At 70.8% G+C, this 21,301-nt stretch carries 19 protein-coding genes; 14 read left to right on the top strand and 5 right to left on the bottom strand.

All coding sequences use genetic code 11. The annotated features are described in order from the left end of the window. Positions 1–2 precede the first annotated feature (2 nt). The 6 genes from JI739_RS02065 (at position 3) to JI739_RS02040 (ending at position 9,337) form a co-directional block, all read left to right on the top strand. Positions 3–1,103 carry an amidohydrolase family protein gene (locus tag JI739_RS02065; protein ID WP_201682175.1) on the top strand — a complete coding sequence of 367 codons (1,101 nt, stop codon included), beginning with the start codon at positions 3–5 and terminating at the stop codon, positions 1,101–1,103. A 15-nt stretch (positions 1,104–1,118) separates the two neighbouring features. Further along, on the top strand, positions 1,119–1,979 hold the full coding sequence (locus tag JI739_RS02060; RefSeq protein ID WP_201682174.1) for a cyclase family protein: 861 nt from the start codon (positions 1,119–1,121) through the stop codon (positions 1,977–1,979). Between the two features lie 70 nt (positions 1,980–2,049). Continuing rightward, positions 2,050–3,003, top strand: coding sequence for a tripartite tricarboxylate transporter substrate binding protein (locus tag JI739_RS02055; RefSeq protein WP_201682173.1), 954 nt, complete (start codon positions 2,050–2,052; stop codon positions 3,001–3,003). A gap of 202 nt (positions 3,004–3,205) precedes the next feature. Beyond that, positions 3,206–4,762 carry a BCCT family transporter gene (locus tag JI739_RS02050; protein WP_201682172.1) on the top strand — a complete coding sequence of 519 codons (1,557 nt, stop codon included), beginning with the start codon at positions 3,206–3,208 and terminating at the stop codon, positions 4,760–4,762. Further along, positions 4,759–5,487: a MarC family protein gene (locus JI739_RS02045; RefSeq protein ID WP_201682171.1), complete on the top strand. Its 729-nt coding sequence runs from the start codon at positions 4,759–4,761 to the stop codon at positions 5,485–5,487. Before JI739_RS02050 ends, JI739_RS02045 begins: the two co-directional genes overlap by 4 nt. A gap of 148 nt (positions 5,488–5,635) precedes the next feature. Further along, entirely contained in the window at positions 5,636–9,337 is a 3,702-nt protein-coding gene (locus tag JI739_RS02040; RefSeq protein WP_201682170.1) for a DUF748 domain-containing protein, read from the top strand. A gap of 48 nt (positions 9,338–9,385) precedes the next feature. Here the strand turns inward: JI739_RS02040 and JI739_RS02035 are convergent, their stop codons facing one another. After that, entirely contained in the window at positions 9,386–9,868 is a 483-nt protein-coding gene (locus JI739_RS02035) for a hypothetical protein (RefSeq protein ID WP_201682169.1), read from the bottom strand. 135 nt (positions 9,869–10,003) lie between these two features. After that, positions 10,004–10,597: a hypothetical protein gene (locus tag JI739_RS02030; RefSeq protein WP_201682168.1), complete on the bottom strand. Its 594-nt coding sequence runs from the start codon at positions 10,595–10,597 to the stop codon at positions 10,004–10,006. Positions 10,598–10,849: 252 nt separating this feature from the next. On the opposite strand from JI739_RS02030, the gene JI739_RS02025 reads away from it, so the two are divergent. Then, the gene (locus JI739_RS02025) at positions 10,850–11,365 is read left to right on the top strand and encodes a MarR family winged helix-turn-helix transcriptional regulator (RefSeq protein ID WP_201682167.1); all 516 of its coding nucleotides are present in this window, start codon (positions 10,850–10,852) and stop codon (positions 11,363–11,365) included. A gap of 50 nt (positions 11,366–11,415) precedes the next feature. On the opposite strand, the gene JI739_RS02020 is transcribed toward JI739_RS02025, so the two are convergent. Beyond that, positions 11,416–11,874 carry a hypothetical protein gene (locus JI739_RS02020; RefSeq protein WP_201682166.1) on the bottom strand — a complete coding sequence of 153 codons (459 nt, stop codon included), beginning with the start codon at positions 11,872–11,874 and terminating at the stop codon, positions 11,416–11,418. Positions 11,875–12,188: 314 nt separating this feature from the next. Then, positions 12,189–12,692: a response regulator gene (locus JI739_RS02015; RefSeq protein WP_201682165.1), complete on the bottom strand. Its 504-nt coding sequence runs from the start codon at positions 12,690–12,692 to the stop codon at positions 12,189–12,191. Positions 12,693–12,867: 175 nt separating this feature from the next. Between JI739_RS02015 and JI739_RS02010 the strand changes: the two genes are divergently transcribed. From JI739_RS02010 to JI739_RS01995, 4 genes are all read left to right on the top strand, one after another. Then, complete coding sequence (locus JI739_RS02010) at positions 12,868–13,542, top strand: response regulator (RefSeq protein WP_201682164.1); 675 nt, start codon at positions 12,868–12,870, stop codon at positions 13,540–13,542. Further along, on the top strand, positions 13,539–14,837 hold the full coding sequence (locus JI739_RS02005) for a sensor histidine kinase (RefSeq protein ID WP_354003663.1): 1,299 nt from the start codon (positions 13,539–13,541) through the stop codon (positions 14,835–14,837). The genes JI739_RS02010 and JI739_RS02005 overlap by 4 nt, the downstream gene beginning before the upstream one ends. A 64-nt stretch (positions 14,838–14,901) precedes the next feature. Beyond that, positions 14,902–16,323: a Do family serine endopeptidase gene (locus JI739_RS02000; protein ID WP_201682163.1), complete on the top strand. Its 1,422-nt coding sequence runs from the start codon at positions 14,902–14,904 to the stop codon at positions 16,321–16,323. Between the two features lie 194 nt (positions 16,324–16,517). Next, positions 16,518–16,742 (top strand): SHOCT domain-containing protein, encoded by a 225-nt coding sequence (locus JI739_RS01995; RefSeq protein WP_201682162.1) that lies wholly within the window; start codon positions 16,518–16,520, stop codon positions 16,740–16,742. Positions 16,743–16,791: 49 nt separating this feature from the next. Here JI739_RS01995 and JI739_RS01990 read toward each other — a convergent pair whose 3' ends face one another. Beyond that, complete coding sequence (locus JI739_RS01990) at positions 16,792–18,477, bottom strand: hypothetical protein (protein ID WP_354003662.1); 1,686 nt, start codon at positions 18,475–18,477, stop codon at positions 16,792–16,794. 93 nt (positions 18,478–18,570) lie between these two features. On the opposite strand from JI739_RS01990, the gene JI739_RS01985 reads away from it, so the two are divergent. The 3 genes from JI739_RS01985 to JI739_RS01975 all read left to right on the top strand — a co-directional run bounded on the left by JI739_RS01985 (position 18,571) and on the right by JI739_RS01975 (position 21,283). Beyond that, entirely contained in the window at positions 18,571–19,305 is a 735-nt protein-coding gene (locus tag JI739_RS01985) for a FadR/GntR family transcriptional regulator (protein WP_201682161.1), read from the top strand. Between the two features lie 86 nt (positions 19,306–19,391). Continuing rightward, positions 19,392–20,303 (top strand): 5-dehydro-4-deoxyglucarate dehydratase, encoded by a 912-nt coding sequence (gene kdgD, locus JI739_RS01980; RefSeq protein WP_201682160.1) that lies wholly within the window; start codon positions 19,392–19,394, stop codon positions 20,301–20,303. A gap of 29 nt (positions 20,304–20,332) precedes the next feature. Next, complete coding sequence (locus JI739_RS01975) at positions 20,333–21,283, top strand: Bug family tripartite tricarboxylate transporter substrate binding protein (protein WP_201682159.1); 951 nt, start codon at positions 20,333–20,335, stop codon at positions 21,281–21,283. Positions 21,284–21,301 lie beyond the last annotated feature (18 nt).

The raw sequence follows: 21,301 nt of genomic DNA, 5'->3' as shown, positions 1-21,301 counted from the left end.
CCATGGAACAGCTCTACACCTGCGGCATCACGGCCTCCAACCCGCGTGCGGTGCCGGCGCCGCGCGAGCCCAAGTCGGTGGTGATCGACATGCACTGCCACATGCTGGTGCCCGAGGCCGACGCGGCCGCGCGCCCGCACCAGCCGGCCGTGCCCGAGCCGATGCAGCGCTACGCCTCGCCCGAGTCGCGGCAGGTCAGTATCGAGATGCTCGGCCGCATCCGCGAGCGCCTCACCGACGTGCGCCAGCGCCTGACGGAAATGGACGCCGCCGGGGTCGACATCCAGGTCATCTCGCCGGCCCCCAACTACTGCTACTGGGCCGGCGAGGAGCTCGCCCGTGAGCTGGCGCGCACGGTGAACAACCGGCTGGCCGAGGTGGCCCAGTCCCACCCCGGCCGCTTCATGGCCCTGGGAATGGTGCCGCTGCAGCACCCGCAGCTGGCGGCGGAGGAGCTGCGCCGCTGCATGCGCGAGCTGGGTATGCGCGGCGTGGAGATCTCGTCCAACGTCGATGGCGAGGAGCTGGCCGACCCCAAGTTCCATCCCTTCTTCGCCGCGGCCGAAGAACTGGGCGCGGTGGTGTTCGTGCACCCCGCCGGCTTCAGCGATGGCCAGCGACTGGCTCCCTATCACCTGAACAACCTGATCGGCAATCCGCTGGACAGCACGGTGGCACTGGCGCACCTCATCTTCAGCGGCACGCTGGACAAGTTCCCGGGCCTGAAGCTGCTGATCGCCCATGGCGGCAGCATGCTCCCGGCCTACTCGGGCCGCTTCGACCACGCCTGGCATGCGCGCGCGGATTGCCGCCACTGCCAGCACCCGCCCAGCCATTACCTGCGGCGCACCTACTTCGACACCGTGGTGTTCGATCCCGACCAGCTGCGCTACCTGGCCGCCAAGCATGGGGCCAGCCAGCTGATCGCCGGCACCGACTACCCCTATGACATGGAGGAGACCCAGCTGGTCGACTTCGTGCACCGGGCCGGCCTGGGCGAGGCCGACACCCAGGCCATCCTCGGGCTGAATGCCGCGCGGCTGCTGGGCATCGACCCGCAGCAAGCCCTGGCCCGCGCCCGCGCGGCCGCCGCATCCCGATAACAAGGACACGCCCCCATGCCCCGACGATTCATCGACATCTCCATGCCCCTCGAGAACGAGGTGCGCAGCGACCCCGACATCGCCCGCCCGAAGATCGAGTACCTGGGCCACCAGGAAACCATCCCGCGCATCCAGACCTTCTTTCCGCAGCTCAAGCCGGAAGACCTGCCCGACGCGGCCGGCTGGGCGCTGGAGCGCGTGAGCCTCACCACGCACAACGGCACGCACCTGGACGCGCCGTACCACTTCCATCCCACGATGAACCATGCCAGCGGCCGCGCCGAGCGGGCCTGGACCATCGACGAGGTGCCGCTCGAATGGTGCTTCGCGCCGGGCGTGAAGCTGGACTTCCGCCACTTGCCCGACGGCCACGTGGTCACCGCGCAAGAGGTGGAGGCGGAGCTGGCCCGCATCGGCCACCAGCTCGCCGAAGGCGACATCGTGCTGGTCAACACGCGCGCGGGATCGCGCTACGGCCACGACGACTACGTGGACGCCGGCTGCGGCATGGGCCGCGCCGCCACGCTGTACCTGCTGGAGCGCGGGGTGCACGTCACGGGCACCGACGCCTGGAGCTGGGACGCCCCCTTCGTCTACACCCAGCGGAAAGTCGAGCAGACACAGGACGCCTCGCTGATCTGGGAAGGCCACAAGGCGGGCCGGGACATCGGCTACTGCCACCTGGAGAAGCTGCACAACCTGGAGGCGCTGCCGTCGCACGGGTTCACCGTGAGCTGCTTCCCCGTGAAGATCAAGGCCGCCTCGGCGGGGTGGACCCGCGCCGTGGCGATCCTCGAATTCCCCCCCGAAGCGGCTTCGCCGCCTCCCCCCCAGGGGGGCGCAACCAGCGGCCCGGCCAAGCCGGTTCCGCGGTAGCCGCTGGAACGACCCGGCCGCTGCGCGGCGGCTCGGGGAAGACCTCAACCACTCAAGGAGACAACGAGACATGAAAACCCGCATCCCGCGTCGCTTCAAGCTTCTTCTGGTGGCCGCCGCCCTGGCGTCCACGGTGGCCCACGCACAGAGCTATCCCACCCGGCCGATCCAGCTGCTGATCCCGTTCCCGGCAGGTGCGCCGGTGGACGCGCTGGCACGCGCCTTCGGCCAGGCCTTCAGCAAGCACGTGGGGCAGAACGTGGTGGTGATGAACCGCGAAGGCGGCAGCACCACCGTGGCGTGGAATGCGCTGCTGAACTCGCCGGCAGACGGCTACAACGTCCTGTATGGCCCGGTGACGGCGCTCACCGTGCACCCGCACTGGATGAAGGGCCTGCAGTACAAGCCGGAGCAGTTCACGCCGGTGTGCCAGACCTTCGAGAACATCTTCGTGCTGGCCGGCGCGCCGAACAGCCCCGACACGCTGGACAAGGTGCTCGCCCAGGCCAAGGCCAAGCCCGCCAGCCTGACCTACGCCCATCCCGGCGTGTCGTCCTCGCCGCACCTGGCGGGGGCCGAGCTGTTCCAGCGCGCCGGCGTGCAGGCCACCGACGTGCCCTTCCGCGGCGAGGCCGCGATGATCGGCCAGCTGCGCGCCAGCGAAGTCGATCTGGGCGTCGTCACCACCGGCTTCGCGATCTCGCAGGCCCTCAAGCCGATCGTGGTGTTCTCGGAGAAGCGCCTGCCGGCCTTCCCGCAGGCGCCCACCGCGCGCGAGGCCGGCTATCCCGTGACGCCCTCCGGCTACGGCGGCCTGTTCGTGCGCGCCGACACGCCCGAGCCGGTCATCGCCAGGATCGAGGAAAGCTGCCGCGCGGCAGTGGCCGACCCCGCCTTCAAGGAAATGGCGCAGCGCCTCTACCAGGACGCCGAATTCCTGGGCCGCTCGGCCTTCGCGGCGCGCCTGAACGCGGATGCGAAGTCGAAGGCGGACTTGCTGAAGACGGTCAAGCTGGAGCGCTGACCAGCCGGCCGCCGCAGGGGGGGCCATGTCGCGATCGGCCGACGCCATCGCTTCGTTCATCACGTCGCGCAGCCAGTCGTCGCGCCCCTGGCCCATGCTCGGCGGCGACTTCGGCCACCGCCGAGCCACATGCGTGCGCCGCATGAGGCTAGACTGAATCGCGGCGGTGCCGTGCCGTCGCTTTTCAGATAGGACATCGGGCTTGGAGCTGATCGTCTCGGCAGGATTGATCGTCGCCATCGTGGCGTGGGGCGTGTTCGCGCCCGCCCACCTGGAGGTCGTGTTCAATGCGGCGCTGGCCGCCATCACGCGCAACTTCGGATGGCTTTACCTGTGGGTGGTGCTCGGGCTGGTGGTGGTGGCGCTGCTGCTGGCCTTCAGCCGCTACGGCGAGCTCAAGCTGGGGGCCGAGGACGAGGATCCCGAGTTCTCGGCCGGCGCCTGGTTCGCCATGCTCTTCGCCGCGGGCATGGGCATCGGGCTGGTGTTCTGGGGCGTGGCCGAACCGATCTCCCACTACGGCCGGCCGCCGCCGGGCATCGCTCCCAACACGCCCGAGGCGGCCAACGCCGCGATGCGCTACAGCTTCTTCCACTGGGGCCTGCATCCCTGGGCGGTCTACAGCGTGGTGGCGCTGTCGATCGCGTTCTTCCAGTTCCGGCGCGGCGGCTCGGCGCTGGTGAGCACGGCGGTGGAATCGCTGCCCTGGCGCGCGGTGAACCGGCTGGGTCCGGTGGTGAACGTGCTGGCCGTCATCGCCACCGCCTTCGGCGTTGCCGCCTCGCTGGGCATGGGCGCCCTGCAGATCAACAGCGGCCTGCAGGCGGTGTTCGGGCTGCCGGTCGGGCCGGCCTCGCAGGTGGGCATCATCATCGTGGCCACCGTGCTGTTCCTGGGGTCGGCGGTCACCGGCGTGACGCGCGGCATCAAGTGGCTGTCCAGCTTCAACCTGGTTCTCGCGGGGCTGCTGGCCGCGGCCATCCTGCTGCTGGGCCCCACGGTGGCGATCATCGACACCTTCACCACCACGCTGGGCAGCTACCTGAGCGAGTTCGTCCGCATGAGCCTGCGCATGACGCCGTTCCGCGTGGACGAGACCTGGGTCGGTGGCTGGACGGTCTTCTACTGGGCCTGGTGGGTGTCCTGGTCCCCGTTCGTGGGCCTGTTCATCGCGCGGGTCTCGCGCGGCCGCACCATCCGCGAGTTCATCCTCGGCACGGTGGCGGTGCCCACGTTCGCGGCCTTCGTCTGGTTCTCGGTCTTCGGCGGCACGGCGCTCACGCTGGAGATCGCGCGCGACATTCCCCTGGCCGAGGCGGTGAAGGCGGACGTCTCCACCGCGCTGTTCGCCATGTTCGAGGTGCTGCCGGGCGGTGCGCTGATGTCCGGCGTGGCGACTCTCCTGGTGCTGGTCTTCTTCGTGACCTCGGGTGATTCGGCGACCCTGGTGCTCGGCATGATGAGCACGCGCGGGAACGAGAACCCGCCGGCCCGCGTGAAGATCGTGTGGGGGTTGCTGGTGGCGGGCATCGCCATCTCATTGCTGCTGGCCGGCGGCATCCAGGCCGTGCAGACCGCCACCATCGTGTTCGCGCTGCCGTTCGCGCTGGTGATCGTGCTGCTGGTCGTCGCGCTGTGGCGCGGCGTGGAGGCCGACTGGGACGAGCACGAGCGGCGCGAGCGAGCCATCCGGCGGCGGTTGCGCCAGCTGTCCGAGACCGAGGGCGGCCCCGGCCGCGACGGTCCCCGCGCGCCGTGAGCTGGGAGCTTGTCGGGGGACTGGGGCGCGGCTACCTGTTCGCGCTCGCGGCCATCCTGCCGATCCTGAACCCGGCCGCGACCGCGCCCATCTTCCTCGGGCTGACGGAGGGCGCGTCGGACAGCACGCAGGCCCTGCTGGCCCGGCGCATCGCGCGCAACATGTTCCTGCTGCTGACGGGCTCGATGCTGGTGGGCTCGTACGTGCTGGAGTTCTTCGGCATCTCGCTGCCCATCGTTCGCGTCGGGGGCGGCCTGATCGTGGCCGCCGCGGCCTGGCGGCTGCTCAGCGCCCCGGGCGAAGGCATGGACCAGCAGGCCGCCATCGCCGAGGCGTTCACCCCCGAGCAGGCGAGTCGGCAGGCGTTCTATCCGCTGACCTTCCCGATCACCTGCGGTCCCGGCTCCATCGCCGCGGCCATCACCGTGGGCGTCTCGCTGAGCGCGGAGAGCGTGTCGATGACGGTGTCGCGCATCGGCGGCGGCATCCTGGCCCTCGTGTCCATCGCCGTGCTGCTGTACTTCGCGTTCCGCTACGCGCGCTTCCTGCTGCGGCCGCTGGGCGAGGCCGGCACCATCGTGTTCCTGCGGCTGTCGGCCTTCATCCTGCTGTGCCTGGGCGTCCAGATCATCTGGGACGGAGTCAGCGAGCTGCTGACCGACGTGCTGCAGCCGGTGCTGGCCCGTGGGCCTGCCGCATCGAGCACGGAGCACCCTACGGGTTGACAGGAGAGCCTCATCCGCGACGGTTGCCAGCGGTAAGAACTGCGCCACGCCCGAACTCCGGCTGCTGCTCGGCATCCATCAGGCATCCGACAACCGCCGGCTGCCCGATCGGCCGGCATCTTGCCTCGTTGAACGGCAGAGAGAGTGCATGCCCGAGTCCCCTGCTGGAACCCCGACGCCGCGCGACCGTTACACCACCGTCGCGCGCATCCTTCGCTGGACCCTCGCGGTCGTGGCCGTGCTGCTGGCGGTCCACGCCCTGCTGGGCTTCCTTTTCGTCCCCTGGCTGGCCCAGCGGTACGTGCCACCGGCCATCGAGCAGAAGCTGGGCCGCGACGTGCGGGTGGGTGAGTTCACGGCGAATCCCTTCCTGTTCACCGTCGAGGCGAACCAGGTCGTGGTGGAAGGCGACGCCGCCGAGCCCTTGCTGGCCATGGAGCGGCTGTTCGTGGACGTATCGCCCTGGAGCCTGGTGCGCGGCATCTGGACACTCGACGAAGTCCGGGCGGAAGGCCTGCGGCTGCATGCGGTGCTGCAGGCCGACGGCACGTTCAACCTGGCCGAACTGGCCCGCAACTGGCAACAGGACGATTCGTCGGGCGAGCCGCCTCGGGTGGTGATCGATCGCCTCGAGCTCTCGCAGGCGCGGCTCACCTTGACCGACCGCCGCGGCGGCCAGGCCGCCGAGTGGGTGGTGTCCCCCATCGATGCGAGCGTCGAGCAGGTGGCGACCTTCCAGCAGGACACGCCCGGGAGCTACCAGGTGAGCGCCGCGCTCGCCGAGGGCGGCTCGCTCGGCTTGCGCGGCACGATCGCCCTCGCGCCCGCGGTGGCGGTGAGCGGCTCGTTCGAGTTGCAGGACCTGCAGGCACAGACCGTCTGGCCGCTGGTGAGTTCCATGCTGCGCATGTCACCGCTGCGGGCGATGGTGGACCTGTCGGGGCGCTACAGCTATGGCCCCGGGCAGTCGCTGCAGCTCGAAGGGCTGCGCCTGGCCGCCACCGACGTGCTCGTCGGCCCGCCCGGGGCCGGCGAGCCCCTGTTGGTGTCCCGCCGCATCACGGCGCAAGGTGTTTCGGTGGACACGGCGGGGCGTCGGGCCCGGCTCGAGCAGCTGGTGCTCGCCGACGGCCGCGTGCGTTTCGAGGTGGCCGCGGACGGCATCCTGAACTGGGCCCGCATCGTGCCTGCCGACGGCGCCGAGCCGTCGCCGCAGCCGTCGCCTGGCGCGGCCTGGCAGATCGACGTGGCCGAGGTCGGTTGGCGGGCGATGGACGTCAGCTACCTGGACCGGAACCAGGCGCGGCCCTTGTCGGTTCAGACGGCGGGGCTGTCGGCGGAGCTGCGCCTGTCGCTCACCGCCGGCGGTGGCCCGATCCGGCTGGTGGCCAGCGGCGTGCGGGCCCGCTGGAAGGGCGGCACGCTGCACATGGCGCAGCTGGAGCTGCCCACCGTCGAGCTCGGAGCCGCGGTGCTCGAACAGGGGCGCTTCGACCTGCTCGAGCGCGAGATCAGCGCCGGGTCCTTGCGGCTGGAGTCGGGGCGGGTCGCGGTCGTCGCCCAGGAGACCGCTCGCGAGCAAGCCGCAGGCGAGGCCGAGGGCGAGGGCGGCGCCCCCTGGCGAATCCGGCTGGACCGGCTGGAGTTCGCGCAGCTCGGGGGCAGCTATGCCGCCGGGCCCCGTGCCCACGAACGGCTGGAGATCGGCGCCATCCAGGGCCACCTGGGCCTGGTCCTGGAGCTGGGCGGCGAGCAGGCGCAGGTGGTGGCCAGCGGCGTCGAGGCCCAAGTCAGCCAGGTCGCGATCGGCCAGGCCGACCGGGGCTCGGCCTTGCGGGTGAGCTCGGGCGCCGTGTCCGGCGGGAGCTTCGACCTGGCGCAGCGGCGGGTCGCGGCGAAGACCGTGGAGGTGAACGGGTCCGTCACCGTGGTGCGGGGCGAAAGCGGCGAACTCGTGCTGCCGGCCTTGCTGGAGCCCGGCGGCGAACCGAAGGCCGAGGCCGATGCGCCCTGGCGCTATTCGTTCGACCGGGTGCAACTGCCGTCGCTGGCCGTGCAGGGGATCGACCGGACCCTGCAACCCGCGCTGGCCGTGAGCGGCCAGTTGCAGGGCCACCTCACCGGCTTGAGCAGCGACAGTCCCGCGACCTTCGAGCTGGCGCTGAAGCTGGCGAGTGGCGGCCGACTATCGGCCAAGGGCAGCATGGCGCCCGACGCGGCCCGCGCCAGCGCGCGGCTGGAGGCCAGCGGAGTGGCGCTGCCGCCTTTGCAGCCCTTGCTGGAACGCTTCGCCGCCCTGGACCTGCGCTCGGGCACCGCCTCGGCCGACGGCAGCGTGCTCTACGACCGCGAAGGCGGTGACCTGAGGGTCGAAGGCCGCGTCGGCCTGTCCGATGTCCGGCTGGACGAGCGAGTCTCGGGCGACCGCTTCCTGTCCTGGAAACAGCTCGACGTGCGCGGCGCGGTCTTCGACCTGGCGGGGCGCGAGCTCATGGTGGAAGAAATCGACGTGCTGCAGCCCGGGGCGAAGATCGTGGTCTCCGAGGACCGTGACCTGAACCTGGTGCAGGTCCTCAAGCGCGACGACGACCCGGCAACGCCCGGCGGCTCGGGTGAGTCGTCCAGCCAGGGCCCAACGCGCTTCGGTTTCGTGCTCAAGCGCATTCGGCTGCAGCAGGGCGAGGTGGACTTCGCGGACCTGAGCCTGGTGCTGCCTTTCTCCACGACCATCCAGGGCCTGGACGGAACCATCCTCGACGTCTCCAGCGACCCGTCGCGCCGCGCGGTGGTGAAGGCCGCCGGGTCGGTGCAACCGTATGGCTCCGCGCGCGTCGAGGGAACGGTGGTGCCGGTCGCGCCCAGCCGGTCCACCGACCTGCGCGTGGAGTTCGACAACATCCTGGTGCCGCCCTTGTCGCCCTACACGGCCACCTTCGCCGGGCGCAAGGTGCAGTCCGGCAGGCTGTGGCTGGACCTGCGCTACCGGGTCCAGGATGGCGAGCTGCTGGGAAGCAACGAGATCCGCCTGCAGGACTTCAGGCTGGGCGAGCGGGTCGAGGCCCCCAATGCCTGGGACATCCCGCTCGATACGGTGATCGCGCTGCTGGCCGATGCCGACGGCGACATCCGCCTGTCGGTCCCGGTGACCGGCGAAATGGGCTCGGCGAAATTCAGCGTGGCCAGCGCGGTGCGCCAGGCGGTGGGCAACGTGCTCAGGCGCATCGTCAGCGCGCCGTTCCGGGCATTGGCCGGACTGCTCGGCACCGACAACAAGGACACACTGGGTTCCGTCGCGTTCTCGGCGGGCAGTTCGGCGCTGCGCCCGCAGGAGATCGAGAAGCTCGACGCCCTGGCCCGTGCCATGCGTGAACGCCCCCGGGTGCGGCTGGTGGTGGAGGGCGCCTACGATCCGCAGCAGGATGCCCGCATGCTCCAGCGCGAGCAGGCCCGGCGCGAACTGGCCCAGGCCCTCGGGGAGCCCGTGGACGCGCGCCAGGACCCGGGGCCCATTGCCTTCGACGACCCGACGACCCGCCGCGCCTTGCGGCGCATGCTGCGAAGCGTGGCCGGGGACGAGGCGGTCCAGGAACTGGAACAGCGCTTCCCGGACGAGGCACAGGGGCTGTACGAAGCCATGTTCGACCGCATCGCGGCCTCGCAGCCCTTGCCGCAGGCGAGCGTGCAGGTCCTCGGGACCGAACGCTCGCGCGAGATCGCCGGCTACCTGCGCAAGAGCGGCATCGCGGCGGACCGGATCACGACGGGCCAGTTGTCGAGCGTGAATGCGGGAAAGGACGGCGAGGTCTCGACCCAGCTCGGGATCGCCGCGGCGCCAGAGGGCGGCGGCTGAAGCGACCGCGCCGCCACTTGCGCAGGGACCGCGCCAGGCCCGTGGACCTCAGGCCGGGTCCGAGCGCATCGGGTACGCCTTGTCACCCACGAACAGGAGTTCGGCGCGCAGGGTGGGCGTGCCGGTCACCGGAGGCCCGGCATAGCCGATGACGCCGAGCCGGGTGCCGATCATGGGCCGCTCCACGCCCCAGCGCACCAGGCGGTGCAACTCGGCCAGCTCGATGCGCCAGCGGCCTTCGGGCGCCACGGGGACGGCGGCGGACCGCAGCACGCGTCCCAGGTCGATGGCCTCCTGCTGCCGGGGGATCGGCCGGCCGGGCAGGTCCGGTGGAATGGCGTAGCCGGGCCGGTGCAGCAGTTCCAGGTGCGGATGCGGCCCGAACCAGTGCAGCACGGCCACCGGCCCTTCGAGGTAAAGCGGCCGGGCCGTGTCATAGGCCTCCCAGCCGTGGGTGGCGTTGGCGCGGGCGGTCCACAGCGCAGCGCCCGCTGCGAAGGCCGCCACACCGAATTCACGTCGTCGGATCATGATCGGGGGGCAAAAAAAACCGCGTCGGGTGGCGCGGCGAAAAGGAGCTTCCTCAGACAACCAGGAACCGGCAGGGGCCCGCGTGCAGAGGGTCGGTGGGGCAACACGTCGCGGTGCAGCCCCTGGGTCGCGCCATCACTTGGCCGGCTTCGAGGTGCCCGCACCCATGGTGGCGGCTGAACCGGAAGACGCGGCGGACGGCGTGGTCGCGGAATAAGCCGACACCATGGCCGACTGGGTTTCGAGCAGCGCCTCGTTGGCGGCTCGGATCGCCTTCTCGCGTTCGCTGCCGGCGGGTCGTTGCGCCATGGCCTGCACGGATTCGCGCAGGGCGTCGGCGGCCTTCATCATCTTCTTGACCGAGTCGTCGTAGCTGACCGTCGCCGCGGTGCCCATGCTGCGCATCTCGGGCGGCAGCGCCAGCATCGCCTGCTGGGTCTCCAGCAGCGCGGTCTGGGCCTTGTCCATGGCCGTGTCGCGGTCCTTGCCCGGCGGCTTCTGGGCCAGGGCCTGGATCGATTCACGCAGCTTCTGCGCGGCCTGGGTGAGCTTGTCCATCGACTGGGTAGGGACCGGCGTGGTCCGGATCACCGTTCCGCCGGACGCTGCGCCCGACGCGTTGCCGGACGTGGTGCTGCCAGGCTGTGCGGCCTGTGCGCCGAGGAAGCATCCCGCCGCCACGGGCAGTAGCAGGATGCGTGCGAATGGGAAGCGTGCAGGTTTGTTCATCGTTGGTCTCCGGATCGGTTGCAAACGGCAGGGCAGCGGTGGGTCCGCTGGCCCTTTCGCATCCATCGATGCTGCCTGTGGGAGTTGGCGGTGTGTCTGCGGGTTCGGCGGACTGACGAAATGTCACGAGCGTCACAGTTGCATTTGAGGCCATGCATCAGGAAGGCAAGAAGCCCCGCCCCGCGCCGCGGGTGGCCTGCCCGGGCTGCGCGCAGGCCACCCAACCCCATCAGCGCAGGTCTATGATCAGCCATGCATTCACGGCAACGAGCCGACCCGGCACAAGCTCGCGCAGACGAACTGTCGCCCGCCGCGGCGCGGGTGCTGCGGCGGTTCAGGGTGGTCTTCAACGAAGTCAAGGCCCATTTCCGCGCGGTGGAGAAGAAGGCCGGCATCGCCGGCGCCCAGCTGTGGGCGCTCAAGGTGATCCGGGATCGCCCGGGCATCGGCGTGAGCGAACTGGCGCGCTCCATGGACATCCACCAGTCGACGGCCAGCAACCTGCTCAAGCAACTGATCGCGGCCGATCTCGTCGTGGCCGATCGCGCCCATGCGGACCGGCGCATGCTGCACCTGCAGGTGTCCGCGGCTGGCGCCCGGCTCTTGAAGAAGGCGCCCGGTCCGTTCACCGGCGTCCTGCCGGACGCGTTGAGCCAGCTCGACGCGCGGACCCTGGCGCGGCTCGACCGCGACCTGGGCGCGCTGATCGAGCTGCTGGGTGTGAATGAAAAGTGGGCCCAGGTACCGATGGGGCAGCCGGACGATTGAAGGCGCGCGCGCAGCTGGCGCACGCCGCCCGGCCGGAACCGTCGGCCAGCTTACCGGGTGACCGGCACCAGCACGAGGGTCTCCGCCGTACGGGGCGCGATCGTCACCTGGCCGGCGTCCGGCGGCACGACCACGGTCTCGACCCAACGCAGCAGTCCGCCGCCGTCCACGGTGCCGCTTGCGCCGCCGAAGCCCATCACGCGGGCCTCGCAGGCCACCTTGTCGACGCCGGCGTGCACATCGCAGCGTGCCAGCGCGTTGGCGGTGTAGTCCTGTCCCTCGAGCCTCAGCTCGCCGCGGCGCGCCGCGGCACGTGCATTGCGGGCTTCCTCGAGGGAGCTGGAGTGGGTGATGTCGGTATCGCGGCGCAGGATCGCGGACTTGTCCACCGAGGGCTCGACGCCCGTGCCGCCGGCGGGTGGCGCTGCGATGGCCCCGCCGAAGGTGAGGGTCGCGCAGCTGGCGATGGCCAGCAGGCCAGCCCGGATCGGGCTTGAGTGATGTCGCATGATGACCTCCTTACATGGGTATGAATGCAGTTTGATCGTCCGATCATCGTGCGCGACGTCGGTGCCGGTTCGCAACGCCCGTCGGATGGCCGGCGGGCTTCCCTGTAGGACCTTGCTTTCCCGCCAGCTGGGTTCCAGTCACACGCGCGATCCGATCTCACATGCGACAAATGCATCGGCTCGAGCAAGCGGCTGGGCAGGCTGCATCGTGGCAAGGTGTCCGTGCGTTGCGCGGCGGAGGTGTTGTTCGCGTGTTGCGTCGAGTGCTGCGCCATCGCGCGGCATCTTCCTGCGGGTCGCGAAGGCAGACCGGTCTACTGGCGCTCGGCGGGCTGCACTGCCGAAACCGCAATGCCGGCCGACTGCAGCCGCGCCAGCAGGTCATCGATCCGCAGGGGCTTGACGAGGGTCGCGTCCAGCCCGGCTTCGCCAGGGATCCGCGCGTGCGTGGCGCTCGTGAAGCTCGACAGCCCGGCGATGAACGCGTGGTGCAGCCCACTGCGGTGGCGCAGCATCCGCGCGGTGGCTTCGGCATCCATCCCCGGTCTGCTGATGTCCAGAAGAACGGCGTGCGGCCTGAACTTGCGTGCGGCGACCACGGCCACGTCGACGCTGGAGGCCATGTACACCTCGAAGCCGTGCCATTCGAGCAGCTGCGCCAGCAGGTCACGCCGCTCGCCGCTCGGGTCCACGATGAGCACGCCCGGCGCCCGGTTGCGCGAAGCCGGCGTGCGTCGCTGGTGCCGGGTCGACTTGCCGCCCATCAGCTGGCGCGATGGGGGAACTGACGGATGCCGTGCTGTATGGGTCTGGCGCATCGAATTCTCCGACTCCGCGGCTGGAGCCATGCGCGGTTGGAGCGCGGTTCGCGGACGCGGGTTCCGCAACTTTTTTCATCGGCACCCGCCATCGGCCCCGCAGCTCGCTGGCCGCCGCTAGGATCCAGGCGAGGCGCAGCGCACGGTTGCGCAGAAACAAAGGAGCAGGGCGGCCATGAGAATCCTCCTGGTCGAGGACGATCCCATGATCGGGCAGGCGCTGGTCGATGCGCTGCGTGACGCGGGCCATGCGACCGACTGGCTGCGCGACGGTGCCAGTGCCGACACGGCCCTGCGCACCGGGAGCTTCGACGCCGTGGTGCTGGACCTCGGGCTGCCGCAGCGCGATGGCTTGCAGGTGCTGCAGTCGCTGCGCGCGCGCGGTGACCGCGTGCCGGTGCTGGTCGCCACGGCGCGTGACGCGGTGGCCGATCGCATTGCCGGGCTGGATGCGGGCGCCGACGACTACCTGGTCAAGCCCTTCGAGACCGACGAACTGCTGGCGCGGCTGCGCGCCTTGATCCGCCGCAGTGCGGGCGCCGCGGGGCCGGCGTACGTGCATGGCCGCATCGCGCTCAATCCGGCCACGCGCGAGGCCAGCCTCGATGGCAGGCCGGTGCAGCTGTCCTCCCGCGAGTGGGCCGTGCTCGAACCCATGCTGCTGCGCCCGGGTGCAGTGTTCTCCCGCAGCCAGCTCGAGGAAAAGCTCTACGGCTGGCGCGAGGACATCAGCAGCAATGCGGTGGAGGTCTACATCCACGGGCTGCGCAAGAAGCTCGGCAGCGATGCCGTGCAGACGGTGCGCGGACTGGGCTACCTGGTGCCGCGCGAGAACGGTGGCGGCCGGTGAGGCAGGCGACCGGCCACTCGTTGCGCGGCCGCCTGCTGGGCCTGATGCTGGCGGCCATCGCCGTCACCTCGGCACTGCAGGCAGCCGGTGCGTGGCGCACGGCACTGCGCAACGCCGACGCGCTGTTCGACGCGCAGTTGCAGGTGGTGGCGCAATCACTGGAACACGTCGGCACGGCCCCCGGGGGCGGGCTGTCCGGCTTCGCGGTGCGGATCTTCGGCCCGGGCGGGGTGCTGCTGTTCGAGGCCGGACCGATGCGGCTGCCGCAACGGCCGGTGATCGGGTTTTCGGACGTGGTGCAGGACGGCGTGCACCTGCGCGTCTATACGCTGCAGACCGCCGATCGCACGGTGCAGGTGGCGCAGGACCTCGACGCCCGGCGCGCGCGGGCGCGGGCCATGGCTTGGAGCAGTGCGCTGCCGGTCATCGGACTGGGGCTGCTGCTGATGGCCGCTGTCTGGTTCGTGATCGACCGCTCGCTCGCCCCGGTGGAACGCATGCGCCGCCAGGTCGCGGCGCGTGAAGCCGATGACCTCTCGCCCTTGCCGGAAGACGGCCTGCCGCAGGAGGTGCGACCGCTGCTGCATGACTTGAACCTGCTGTTCGCGCGGGTGCGCGAGGCCATCGATGCGCGCCAGCAGTTCCTGAACCAGGCCGCGCACGAACTGCGCTCGCCGCTGGCGGCCCTGCGTCTGCAGGTGCAGGCGCTCAGGCGCCGTGCGCAGGGCTCCGAGCTGGCAACCCAGGCGCAGGTGCTGGAGGCTGGCGTGGCCCGCGCCGCCGCCCTCGTGTCGCAGCTGCTCGCGCTGGCCCGCGAGGAAGCGCTTCCGCCGGCAGGCGATGCCGTGGTGCCGCTGGAGCCCGCCTGCCGCGAGGTGATCGGCGACCTGCTGCCGCTGGCCCAGTCGCGGCGGATCGACCTGGGGCTGCAGCCCTCGCCGCCGCTGCACGTGCGCGGCGACGCGCCCTCGCTGCAAGTCCTGCTGCGCAACCTGCTGGACAACGCGATCAAGTACACGCCCGAAGGCGGCCGCGTGGACATCGGCTGGGAGGACCGGGGCGAGCGCACGACCATCACCGTCGAGGACAGCGGTCCCGGCATCGCGGCGGCCGACCGCGAGCGCCTGCTGGCGGCGTTCGAACGCGGGGCGGGGACGGCCGATGCGCCCGGCAGCGGCCTCGGGCTGGCCATCGCGTCGGCCGTGGTGCGCCGCCACGGGGGCGCGATGTCGCTGGGCGAATCGAGCCGCCTGGGGGGGCTGCGGGTCACGGTGTCGCTGCCATCGGCACCTTAAGAGAGGCCTAAGCGCGCGGGTGCACATTGCCGTCATCCAATCACTTTCGACACGAGGACAGACGATGACATCTCCTTTGCGCTCCCGTTTCCGTTCCGCTCCGCTGGTGCTGGCACTCGTGGCTGCCGGCGTGGCGGGTGGCGCCGGCGTCGAGCTGGCGCAGCGCTCGGCCCATGCGGCCCCGGTCGCCGCCGTGGCGACGGCCGCACCCACCCCGGCGGGCCTGCCCGACCTGGCCGGCATCGCCAAGGCGCACGGCGCCGCCGTGGTGAACATCACCGTGGAAGGTGGCGCGCACCCGCAGCAGGCGGGGCTGCCCGGCGCCGACGAACTGCCCGAGTTCTTCCGCCGCTTCCAGCCGCCTCAGGCGCAGGGCCGCGAGGCCCCGGTGCGGGGTGCGGGCTCCGGCTTCATCGTCGACGCCGGCGGCCTGGTGCTGACCAACGCCCACGTGGTGAAGAACGCCAAGGAGGTGACCGTCAAGCTCAACGACCGGCGCGAGTTCCCGGCCAAGGTGCTGGGCATCGACGAGCGCACCGACGTGGCCGTGCTGAAGATCGACGCGAAGGACCTGCCGGTGGTCAAGCTGGGCCGGGCCGCGAACCTGCAGGCCGGTGAATGGGTGATGGCCATCGGCTCGCCCTTCGGCTTCGAGAACACCGTCACCGCCGGCGTGGTGAGCGCCAAGTCGCGCAGCCTGCCCGATGGCAGCGGCGTGTCCTTCATCCAGACCGACGTGGCGGTGAACCCCGGCAACTCGGGCGGGCCGCTGTTCAACGCGCTCGGCGAGGTGGTGGGCATCAACTCGCAGATCTACAGCCGCTCGGGTGGCTACCAGGGCGTGTCCTTCGCCATCCCGATCGAGCTGGCCAAGCGCGTGTCCGACCAGATCGTCGCCACCGGCAAGGCCGAACACGTGAAGCTGGGCGTGGTGGTGCAGGAGGTCAACCAGGCCCTGGCCGATTCGTTCAAGCTGCCGCGCCCGGCCGGTGCGCTGGTGTCGCGGGTCGAGCCCGGCGGCGCGGGCGAGAAGGCGGGCCTGAAGGCCGGCGACGTGATCCAGTCCGCCGACGGGCAGGCCATCGTCGCCTCCGGCGACCTGCCGGCCTACCTGGGTCAGCTGACCCCCGGCAAGGCGGTGAAGCTGCAGGTCTGGCGCGACGGCAAGGCGCAGGAGCTGACGGCCAAGCTGGGCACCGCGGACGCCGAGACGGTGGCCAAGGCCGACGGCGATGCGGCGCCTGCCGAGGGTGGGCGCCTGGGCCTGGCGCTGCGCCCTGGCGACAACGGGCTGGTGGTGGAGCAGGCCAGCGGACCGGCCGCCAAAGCCGGTTTGCGCGCCGGCGACGTGGTGCTGTCGATCAACGGCCAGCCGGCCAGGACGGTCGACGCGGCACGCGCGGCGGTGCAGGGCGGCGGCAAGTCGGTGGCGCTGTTGATCCAGCGCGGTGACGCGCGGCTGTTCGTGCCGGTTCAGGTGGGCTGACCCGCAATCCCATCCCATGAACGAGGGGGCGCTCCAATCGGAGCGCCCCCTCGTTGCTGCAAGGGTCGGGTCGGATACCGGCGATGCGCTTGGAGCCGTGACTTGATGGAAGTCAATGCGCAAGGCCGGCGGGGCTCGTAGGCTCGACGTACGGCCGCAGGTTCGCCACGGCGCATCAACGACAGGAGTTCATGATGATGTGGGATTTTTGGGAAGGTGGAGCCGGCATGGCCTGGTTCGGGCTGGCTCACGTGTTGTGGTGGGTGCTGCTCGTGGCAGGGGTCGTGGCGCTCGTGCGCTTGCTATGGCCCTCGACGCGGGGCAAGGACCGCGCGGACGAGATCCTGCGCGAGCGATTCGCGCGCGGCGAGATCGACCAGGGCGAGTTCGAGCAGCGCATGCGCAGCTTGAACCGGTAGAGCCCGGCTGTGTGCCGGCACCTCGAAGCGTTGCCGCTTCGATGGAGAGCTATTGCGCCTTCGCCGAGATCGCCTGTGCCATGCGCGCCCGTTCTTCGGCCGTCGGAAAGGCAGACGCATCGATGTTCTCCGGAGCCGGCCCGCCAGGGCCCACGGTCCCGGCCGTCGGATCGAAGCGGCCGTCCGCGTCGAACTGCACCCACCCGTACCACTCGTTGACCAGCGGCCCCGGTTGGTCGCCGTCCATGCGCAGGTACCAGTCGGCCGCGCGAAAGCGCTGGCCGGCCAGCGCGGGGCTGGTGGCCTCGCCGCGCGCCAGGGCCACGTACAGCGGGTGCGGCAGCGGATGGACCTCGCCCGTGTCGTCCAGCAGGAACACGAAGGACGCGTGGCCGTCGCGGGCCGGCCCGGCGCAGCAGCTGCCTTCGGTGCCGGGTGCCACGGTATAGACCGGCGCGAAGCCGCCGCCCGGTGTGCGGAAGTTGGTGGTCTGGCCCTGGTACATGCGTGCCGCCGTCCACTGCACCTGCCCCTGGTAGGCGTACTGGCGCAGGTCGAACTTCATCGGCGCCTGCGGACCGGCGGCCGTGGGGCGGGTGCCCGGCGGCACCAGGCGCTGGGCGATGTAGCCGCCCGCGGCGATCTCCTGCCACACGCGCCGCGTGAGCTTGTCGCCCCGGTAGGCCGCGCGGCTGCCAAAGCCGGCGAAGGGTTTGAAGAACAGGTCGCGCCGGCACGACCACATCTCGTCGGCGTTCGCGGGCGTGACCTCCCAGGTGCGCGGGATCGCCCCGCGCAGCACCTCGCGTATCTCGTGCGGCACGCCCAGCCGCTCCAGCGCGGCGGGATCGGACAGCGTGACCAGCCGCCGCTTGTCCGCGAACAGCGCATGCGCCTGCGGATGGGGCGTGAGCACCGCCGCGTCCTGCAGCCAGGCCTGCGCCAGTGCGGCGGAGGAGGGCGCTTCCAGGTAGAAATCGGTGAGCCGGTTGTAGACCAGGTCCACCACCTCGCCGCCGCAGCGCAAGGCGCCGCCGTCCATCGACAGGTGCGACGGATCCGCGATCAGGGCGCGGATGCCGTGCTGCTCGAACAGGCGCTGGAACAGCAGGAACTCCGGGTACAGGTACTGCGCCTCGGGCTCGTGGTCCACGATGGCGGTGGTACGCAGCGGCTGCTCGCCGCGGGCCAGGCGCCATTCGGTGCGGAACATCGCGACGACCTGTTCCTCGAAGGCCGCGGCGCGGTCGGCGTCGGGCTGCAGCCGCTCGATGGAGGGGCAGCACGCGTGCTGCGCCCGTGCCAGCAGCGTGTTGACCAGCGCGCCGCCCGCGTTGGTGTTGATCTCGATCAGCCCCAGGTGCAAGCCGTGGGCGTGGAAGTCGTAGCCGAAGAAGACGCCGCGCGTCCCCTGCGAGTGGGCGGCGATGGACGGCGCGGCGCGCAGGGCCTCGGCACGCCAGGCGGGCAGGGCGGCCACTTGCTCGATGGCATGGACGACCCGCGCCATGCGGTCGCCCTGGGACAGCGTGATGAACACCGGCCAGCGGGCGAAGGCGTTGGCCCAGGCGGTGGACACGTCCGCCACCGGCGATGCGGGGGACAGTTCCTGCTCGATGGCGGCCGCGAGAGCCTGCGCGTCAAGCGTGGTGCAGAAACAGGCCTCGCCGGCGTGGCCGCAGGCGGAAGCGGGGGGGTGGGCGGGGCAGGCGGCGGTGCTGGGGGAGAGGGTCACGGGCGTCTCTTGGCAGGATGGCGGTCGTCGATGCTAAGGCCGGCTCCTGGCGCCGGGATCCCAAGTCGTCGTACATCCGTCCATAATCGCCGCATGACCACCCTGGCTCCCCCCCCGGCCCGCCGATCCCGCTCCCTCACCACCGACTTGGTGCAGTCGCTGGGCGACCGCATCCGGGATGGCCGCCTGCCGCCCGGCGAGAAGCTGCCGCGCGAGGCCGACCTGATGGAGGAATTCGGCGTCAGCCGCACCGTGGTGCGCGAGGCCATCTCCCGGCTGCAGGCGGCCGGCATGGTGGAGACGCGCCACGGCATCGGCACCTACGTGCTGGGCTTCGGCGACGCGAGTGCCTTCCGCATCTCGCCCAGCCAGCTGGAGACGCTGCAGGACGTGATCGCGGTGCTCGAGCTGCGCATCGCCGTCGAAACCGAAGCGGCCGCTCTGGCGGCGCAGCGCCGCAGCGAGGAGAACCTGCGTGCCCTGAGGGCGGCGCTCGATGCGTTCGCCGGCGCGGTGGAGGCCTGGCGCGACGCCGTGGGGCCCGACTTCCAGTTCCACCTGGAGATCGCGCGCGCCACCCAGAACCCCCGCTTCGCCGACCTCATGTCCACCCTGGGCGGCATGATGATCCCGCGCGCGCGGCTCGACTCCGACGTGCCCATCACGGCCGAGCGGCGTGACTACCTGCGCCACGTCAACGGCGAGCACGAGAGCATCTACGACGCCATCCGCCGCCAGGATGCCGAGGCCGCGCGGGCGGCCATGCGCACCCACCTGTCCAACAGCCGCGAGCGGCGCCGGCGCGCCACCGTCACCCCCAGAAGCTGAGCGCCGGGCTTTTCCGCACCGCCGCGCTTGTCACGCACGAATCATGTTGTACGATGTCGTACCCGTTCACCGAAACCCACCCCACCATGTCTCCTCAAGAGCTCAAGCAATCGCTGTCCTCCGGGCTGCTGTCCTTCCCCCTCACGGACTTCGACGCGCAGCTGCGCTTCGACCCCATGGGCTACACCCGCCGGCTGGAGTGGCTCATGCCCTATGGCGCCACGGTGCTGTTCGCGGCGGGTGGCACGGGTGAGTTCTTCTCGCTGGAGCCGGGTGAGTACGCGCAGGTGATGCGCACCGCCGCCGAGACCTGCCGCGGCCAGGTGCCCATCGTGGGCGGCGCCGGTGGCGGCACCACCCTGGCCATCACCTACGCCCAGGAGGCCGAGCGCAGCGGTGCGCAGGGCGTGCTGCTGCTGCCGCACTACCTGACCGAGGCCACGCAGGAAGGCCTGGTCGCCCACGTCGAGGCCGTGTGCAAGAGCGTGAAGATCGGCGTGATCGTCTACAACCGCGGCGCCTGCAAGCTCAACGCGACGTCGCTGGAGATGCTGGCCGAGCGCTGCCCCAACCTCATCGGCTTCAAGGACGGCCTGGGCGATGTCGAGCGCATCGTGCAGATCCGCCAGCGCCTGGGCGAGCGCTTCGTCTACATCGGCGGCATGCCCACCCACGAGGTCTATGCCAATGCCTACCGCGCGCTGGGCGTGCCCACGTATTCGTCGGCGGTCTTCAACTTCATCCCGAAGACGGCCATCGAGTTCTACAACGCCTATGCCGCCGGCGACCAGGCCACCGTGTCGCGCCTGATCGACCAGTTCTTCCTGCCCTACCTCGAGATCCGCAACAAGGGCGAGGGCTACGCCGTGAGCATCGTCAAGGCCGGCGCCACGCTGGCGGGCTATTCGGCGGGGCCGGTGCGCCCGCCGTTGTCCGACCTCAGGCCGCAGGAAGTCGAGCAGCTCCAGGCGCTGATGCAGCGCCTGGGCCCGCAATGAGTTTCATCACCAGCACGGAGACATCCCTCATGAAGAAAGCCCTCACGGCCCTCGTCCTGGCCGCCTCCACCGGCCTGAGCTTCGCGTTCCCGACCAAGCCCGTCGTGCTGGTCGTGCCGTTCCCGCCCGGCGGCTCCACCGACCTGATCGCCCGCAACCTGCAACCGCGCCTGCAGGAGCGCCTGGGCGGCACCGTGGTGGTGGAAAACCGTGCCGGCGCCACCGGCACCATCGGCGCCGGCCAGGTCGCGCGCGCGCCGGCCGACGGCCACACGCTGCTGGTCACGTCGCTCGGGCCGCTGGTGATCGCGCCGCACCTGATGAAGGCGCCCTACGACGCGCTGAAGGACCTGGACACGCTCACCGTCGCCGTGCAGGCGCCCAACGTGCTGGTCGTGCCCGCCGCCTCGCCGCACAAGACGCTGGCCGACGTGATCGCGCACCTCAAGGCCAACCCCAACAAGATGAGCTTCGCCTCGTCGGGCAGCGGCAGCAGCGACCACCTCACGGCCGAACTGTTCTGGCAGCAGACCGGCACCACCGGCGTGCACGTGCCCTACAAGGGCGGCGGCCCGGTGATGAGCGACCTGCTGGGCAACCAGGTGGAATCGTCCTTCATGAACATCAACACCGCCATGCCGCAGATCCAGTCCGGCAAGCTGCGCGCGCTGGCCATCACCAGCGCCAGGCGTTCGCCGCTGCTGCCGAACGTGCCCACGCTGGAGGAGAACGGCATCAAGGAAGCCAACGTGTACTCGTGGCAGGCGATCGTCGGTCCCAAGGGGCTGCCGGCGGACGTGAAGGCCAAGCTGCACTCGGCCGTCGTCGCCAGCCTGAACGATCCGCAGGTCAAGTCCAAGCTGCTCGACCTGGGTTTCGAGATGGTGCTGAACACGCCCGAGCAGTTCGCCGCCTTTCAGGCCGCGGAGTACGCCCGCTGGCAGAAGCTGATCTCCAGCCGCAACATCACCGCCAACTGACCGGGGCGTGAACGCCTT

The sequence above is a fragment of the Ramlibacter aurantiacus genome, assembly GCF_016722895.1.
Lineage (GTDB): Bacteria > Pseudomonadota > Gammaproteobacteria > Burkholderiales > Burkholderiaceae_C > Ramlibacter > Ramlibacter aurantiacus.
This window is presented reverse-complemented; position numbering and strand designations above follow the sequence as displayed.

Coding starts and splice junctions, on each gene's coding strand:
- JI739_RS02065 (WP_201682175.1), top strand. CDS start 3: ATGGAACAGCTCTACACCTGCGGCATCACGGCCTCCAACCCGCGTGCG.
- JI739_RS02060 (WP_201682174.1), top strand. CDS start 1,119: ATGCCCCGACGATTCATCGACATCTCCATGCCCCTCGAGAACGAGGTG.
- JI739_RS02055 (WP_201682173.1), top strand. CDS start 2,050: ATGAAAACCCGCATCCCGCGTCGCTTCAAGCTTCTTCTGGTGGCCGCC.
- JI739_RS02040 (WP_201682170.1), top strand. CDS start 5,636: ATGCCCGAGTCCCCTGCTGGAACCCCGACGCCGCGCGACCGTTACACC.
- JI739_RS02035 (WP_201682169.1), bottom strand. CDS start 9,868: ATGATCCGACGACGTGAATTCGGTGTGGCGGCCTTCGCAGCGGGCGCT.
- JI739_RS02030 (WP_201682168.1), bottom strand. CDS start 10,597: ATGAACAAACCTGCACGCTTCCCATTCGCACGCATCCTGCTACTGCCC.
- JI739_RS02025 (WP_201682167.1), top strand. CDS start 10,850: ATGCATTCACGGCAACGAGCCGACCCGGCACAAGCTCGCGCAGACGAA.
- JI739_RS02020 (WP_201682166.1), bottom strand. CDS start 11,874: ATGCGACATCACTCAAGCCCGATCCGGGCTGGCCTGCTGGCCATCGCC.
- JI739_RS02015 (WP_201682165.1), bottom strand. CDS start 12,692: ATGCGCCAGACCCATACAGCACGGCATCCGTCAGTTCCCCCATCGCGC.
- JI739_RS02010 (WP_201682164.1), top strand. CDS start 12,868: ATGAGAATCCTCCTGGTCGAGGACGATCCCATGATCGGGCAGGCGCTG.
- JI739_RS02000 (WP_201682163.1), top strand. CDS start 14,902: ATGACATCTCCTTTGCGCTCCCGTTTCCGTTCCGCTCCGCTGGTGCTG.
- JI739_RS01995 (WP_201682162.1), top strand. CDS start 16,518: ATGATGTGGGATTTTTGGGAAGGTGGAGCCGGCATGGCCTGGTTCGGG.
- JI739_RS01985 (WP_201682161.1), top strand. CDS start 18,571: ATGACCACCCTGGCTCCCCCCCCGGCCCGCCGATCCCGCTCCCTCACC.
- kdgD (WP_201682160.1), top strand. CDS start 19,392: ATGTCTCCTCAAGAGCTCAAGCAATCGCTGTCCTCCGGGCTGCTGTCC.
- JI739_RS01975 (WP_201682159.1), top strand. CDS start 20,333: ATGAAGAAAGCCCTCACGGCCCTCGTCCTGGCCGCCTCCACCGGCCTG.